At 37.3% G+C, this 3,964-nt stretch carries 6 protein-coding genes; 1 reads left to right on the forward strand and 5 read right to left on the reverse strand.

Annotated elements, in window-relative coordinates; all coding sequences use genetic code 11:
• Window positions 1-73: 73 nt before the first annotated feature.
• Window positions 74-292, reverse strand: a complete 219-nt coding sequence (locus tag BKE30_RS15150) for a hypothetical protein (protein ID WP_076879401.1) — start codon at window positions 290-292, stop codon at window positions 74-76.
• Window positions 273-632: a BrnT family toxin gene (locus BKE30_RS15155; RefSeq protein ID WP_227518421.1), complete on the reverse strand. Its 360-nt coding sequence runs from the start codon at window positions 630-632 to the stop codon at window positions 273-275. Before BKE30_RS15155 ends, BKE30_RS15150 begins: the two co-directional genes overlap by 20 nt.
• Here BKE30_RS15155 and BKE30_RS15160 point away from each other — a divergent pair.
• Entirely contained in the window at window positions 618-1,322 is a 705-nt protein-coding gene (locus tag BKE30_RS15160) for an IS6-like element IS1006 family transposase (protein ID WP_076879398.1), read from the forward strand. The genes BKE30_RS15155 and BKE30_RS15160 overlap by 15 nt on opposite strands.
• Before the next feature lie 19 nt (window positions 1,323-1,341).
• On the opposite strand, the gene lspA is transcribed toward BKE30_RS15160, so the two are convergent.
• The 3 genes from lspA to BKE30_RS15175 form a co-directional block, all read right to left on the reverse strand.
• Window positions 1,342-1,896, reverse strand: coding sequence for a signal peptidase II (gene lspA / locus BKE30_RS15165; protein ID WP_076879399.1), 555 nt, complete (start codon window positions 1,894-1,896; stop codon window positions 1,342-1,344).
• Window positions 1,897-1,947: 51 nt separating this feature from the next.
• Window positions 1,948-3,786 carry a ferrous iron transporter B gene (feoB, locus tag BKE30_RS15170; RefSeq protein ID WP_026471969.1) on the reverse strand — a complete coding sequence of 613 codons (1,839 nt, stop codon included), beginning with the start codon at window positions 3,784-3,786 and terminating at the stop codon, window positions 1,948-1,950.
• The coding region (locus tag BKE30_RS15175; RefSeq protein WP_143253809.1) for a FeoA family protein at window positions 3,776-3,964 on the reverse strand (189 nt) is incomplete at its 5' end. The genes feoB and BKE30_RS15175, both read right to left, overlap by 11 nt.

Below are 3,964 nucleotides of genomic sequence, written 5' to 3' on the forward strand. Positions count from 1 at the left end.
TTTGGCTCAATTAGGGGCGCTTTGCATTTCAAATCTTTGTGCAACAAAGCCTAACCGAAGTTAAAAGTAGAGGTTAATTAGTTTTTACTGCCATAAAATGGCGTATCACTTCGTTGATATGTTTTTTTGTATCAACATCCTGTGTACTCAACCACGTTAAAACATCCATATCCAAAGCGCTATAAGCCACTTCTCTTTGACGTTCACGCAATTTTTTTATAATTGCGGGTTGTACCAATTTGGCATTGGTCGTATCAAGATTTTTATAATATTCAACTGTTTCGTTTTGCATACTCATACCTCCGTTGTTGATCTTTGGTTGGTTCAAAGGCAGTGATTAAACGAAATGTATCATTAGATTCAACCCAAACTACCGTTAACAGCCTAAAGTCTTTGCTCATTCCAGTAGTTAGCAAGCGTTGCTCATCATAATGACCAATATCTTCAATCGTTACAGCATAATCATCAAAGAAAGTGCTACATGCTTCTTCAAAGGTAATTTGACGACCTTTGTACACCATCTCAAATTTTGCGTCATGCCACTCAAAAATTAGGGCACTGTTGCAAATAGGCTGACATGATAAGCTAAATATCTTATTTATTTCGAGATACAGCAGATGAATCCCTTCCACGGTCGGCACTTTCAAGGTGAAATCATTCTTTGGGCTGTTCGTTGGTATTGTAAATATGGCATCAGCTATCGTGAACTTCAAGAAATGCTCGCTGAGCGAGGCATCAATGTGGATCACAGTACAATTTATCGTTGGGTTCAGCGTTATGCTCCTGAAATAGAAAAACGTTTACGCTGGTATTGGCGTAATCCTACAGATCTGAGCTCGTGGCATATTGATGAAACCTATGTAAAAGTGAATGGACGATGGTCTTATCTGTATCGTGCAGTCGATCAACGTGGCGATACCATTGATTTTTATCTTTCTTCTAGACGTAATACCAAATCAGCATATTGTTTTCTTGGAAAAATTTTAAATAATGTGAAGAAGTGGCAAATTCCACAAGTGATCAACACGGATAAAGCACCCACATATGGACGTGCTTTATCACGGTTAAAACGGGAAGGTAAATGTCCACCAGACCTTGAGCACAGGCAGATTAAGTATAAAAATAACGTGATTGAATGTGATCATGGCAAGCTAAAGCGGATCATCAGGGCCACATTAGGATTCAAATCTATGAAGACGGCTTATGCCACAATTAAAGGTATTGAAGTCATGCGTGCACTACGTAAAGGACAAGCATCGTCATTTTATTATGGTCAGCCTCAGGGTGAAGTGTGTCTAATCAACAGGGTTTTCGGTCTCTAAGTACTTTTTAAAGGAAACATCATCGACTCAAATCTCTATTTGCAACAGTGCCAGTAATTGAACTATCTGCCAAATTAAATACAGGAAAACTCCAAGTTTTTTCATAATGGATATGTATAAAATCAATTACATAACCTAAAGTTATGCGGTTAATTAAATTACCAATTGCACCACCTAAAATCAGTGAAACAGCGATGGGTAAAATGATCAATCTCTTTGGTATACGCATCAGCCAAAAAATAAAGAGCAGGGAAACAACACTTGCTAAACCTGTAAATAAATAACGTTGCCAACCCCCTGCATCGGATAATAAGCTAAAAGCTGCCCCATGGTTATATGCTAACGTCCAATCAAAAATATGTGGAAGAACCTGGATAGAATCAGAATAAGCACAAATTTTTTCTACGTCCTCTTGACATGGTAAATCTACATGAGGAATTTTCGTTAAAGCAATCAATTTTGTCCATTGATCTAAAACAATGGCAAGGACAGCAAGCCCAAGCCAAACCAAGTTATGAAGATAAAACTGAAATAAGCCATTTTTGGTTGAATTCGTTTGCATGGTATTAGGCATGTTTTCTCACTTCGCCACCGCATGTAACATTGATTTCCATCGTACTCATCTTCAATTAACCATTAAACGACTAATAACTTGATAAGTTATAAAAGAAAATAGATAAGCCAATGAGAAGAGATAAACAGCCATTATAATTGGTTGTTTCCAACTACCTGTTTCTCGACGGATTGTTGCTAATGTTGCAAGACAATGGGGGGCAAAGATAAACCACACTAGTAGTGACATGCCTGTTGCAAGTCCCCAACCATCAGATCCTGAAATTTGACTGAGTAAACTTTGAGTCACGGCATCTTCATCACCCGACATAGCATAGATTACACCTAATGCTGCGATCACAACTTCTCTAGCTGCCATCGCAGGAATTAATGCGATACATATTTCCCATGTAAAACCAATCGGAGCAAAAATTGGATGAATAATATGCCCTAACTGCCCAGCAAGACTATAGTTAATCGCAGGCATAGTTGCATTATCAGGTGGTTGAGGGAAAGTCACTAAGAACCATAGCAAAACAGACAGTGCGACAATAATTCCACCCACTCTCTTTAAGAAAATAGTTGCTCTATCATAAAGACCCAAAGCCACATTTCTAATATCTGGAATACGATATGTTGGTAATTCAAAAATGAAAATACTTTCAGTTTTATCTTGCCTAACTAATTTTAAAAATAAAGAAACCAATAAAGCCGATACAATTCCTGACATGTAAAGCCCAAACAGAACTAAACCCTGCAAACTTAGCCAGCCATAAACTAATTTGTTTGGAATGAATGCTGCTATCAATAATGCATATACAGGTAATCGAGCAGAGCATGTCATCAATGGCGCAATCATAATCGTTGCCAAACGATCTCTTTCAGAACTGATACTTCTAGTCGCCATAATTCCTGGAATGGCACAAGCAAAACTTGAAAGTAATGGAATAAATGAGCGCCCACTTAAACCTGCTTTAGACATTAATTTATCTAACAAAAAAGCAGCTCTAGGCAAGTAACCTGACTCTTCCAAAATTAAAATAAAGAAAAATAAGATAAGAATTTGAGGCATATAGGCAAGCACACTACCTGCACCTGCAATAACACCATCAACAATCAAACTTCTTAATAATGGATAGGAAATCAAAGATCCAACTGCACCACTTAGCCAAGCTATAGAGTCTTCAATAAGTGCTATGAATGGTTGCGCCCAAATGAAAACGGCTTGAAACATTACAAACATAGTGAGTGTCAGTATTAATAATCCAAAAATTGGATGTAAAAATATTTTATCTAAAAAAGCAGTTCGCTTATCACCATTGTCATTTTTTAGAATGACTTGTTTAGTAATATATTTGATTTGATCGAAATGACTTAGAGCAGAGTGATAAGGCGCAGTAAATGACTTCTTTTGATCCAATTGATCCAATAGACTCTGAATGCCTTTTGTTTTTACTGCGACAGACTCAACAATAGGAATGCCTAAAAGCTGAGATAACTTCGAAGTATCAATGGAAATCCCACGCTTTCTAACTTCATCCATCATATTCAAGACGAGTAACATTGGTCTATTTAAAGCCCTAACTTCCAATACAAGACTTAAATGAAGATGAAGATTCGTAGCATCGACCACGCATACAAAAATATCAGGAATAACTTCACCTTTGAGTTCACCGAAGCAAACAGCCCTTGTTACTTCTTCATCTAAACTGCTCGGTTTTAAACTATAAGTCCCGGGCAAATCTAAAACTCGAACTGCATCACCTGAAGGTAATTTAAAAAAACCTTCCTTGCGTTCAACAGTAACACCTGCATAGTTTGCAACTTTTTGGCGAGTACCAGTGAGAGTATTAAATAGTGAAGTTTTACCGCAATTGGGATTGCCAATAAGTGCAATATTTTTAGTGTTCATTTATGATCTCTACAAAAATTCGTTCAGCTTCATTTTTTCTTAGTGCAAAGCGTGATGTTTCGATTTGAACTAAGATCGGATCACCACCGAACAGACCTTTTTCAAGAACTTGTAGAGATTCACCAACCCTAAAATGTAGTAGCTCAAACCTGATCTGACAGTCACCATTTTTGCATAG

It is taken from the genome of Alkanindiges hydrocarboniclasticus, assembly GCF_001982605.1.
In the GTDB taxonomy this organism is placed as follows: domain Bacteria; phylum Pseudomonadota; class Gammaproteobacteria; order Pseudomonadales; family Moraxellaceae; genus Alkanindiges; species Alkanindiges hydrocarboniclasticus.

What these genes read in the sequence shown, in the direction of transcription:
- lspA (WP_076879399.1), bottom strand. Translation starts at nt 1,896, where the DNA reads ATGCCTAATACCATGCAAACGAATTCAACCAAAAATGGCTTATTTCAG.
- BKE30_RS15150 (WP_076879401.1), bottom strand. Translation starts at nt 292, where the DNA reads ATGCAAAACGAAACAGTTGAATATTATAAAAATCTTGATACGACCAAT.
- feoB (WP_026471969.1), bottom strand. Translation starts at nt 3,786, where the DNA reads ATGAACACTAAAAATATTGCACTTATTGGCAATCCCAATTGCGGTAAA.
- BKE30_RS15160 (WP_076879398.1), top strand. Translation starts at nt 618, where the DNA reads ATGAATCCCTTCCACGGTCGGCACTTTCAAGGTGAAATCATTCTTTGG.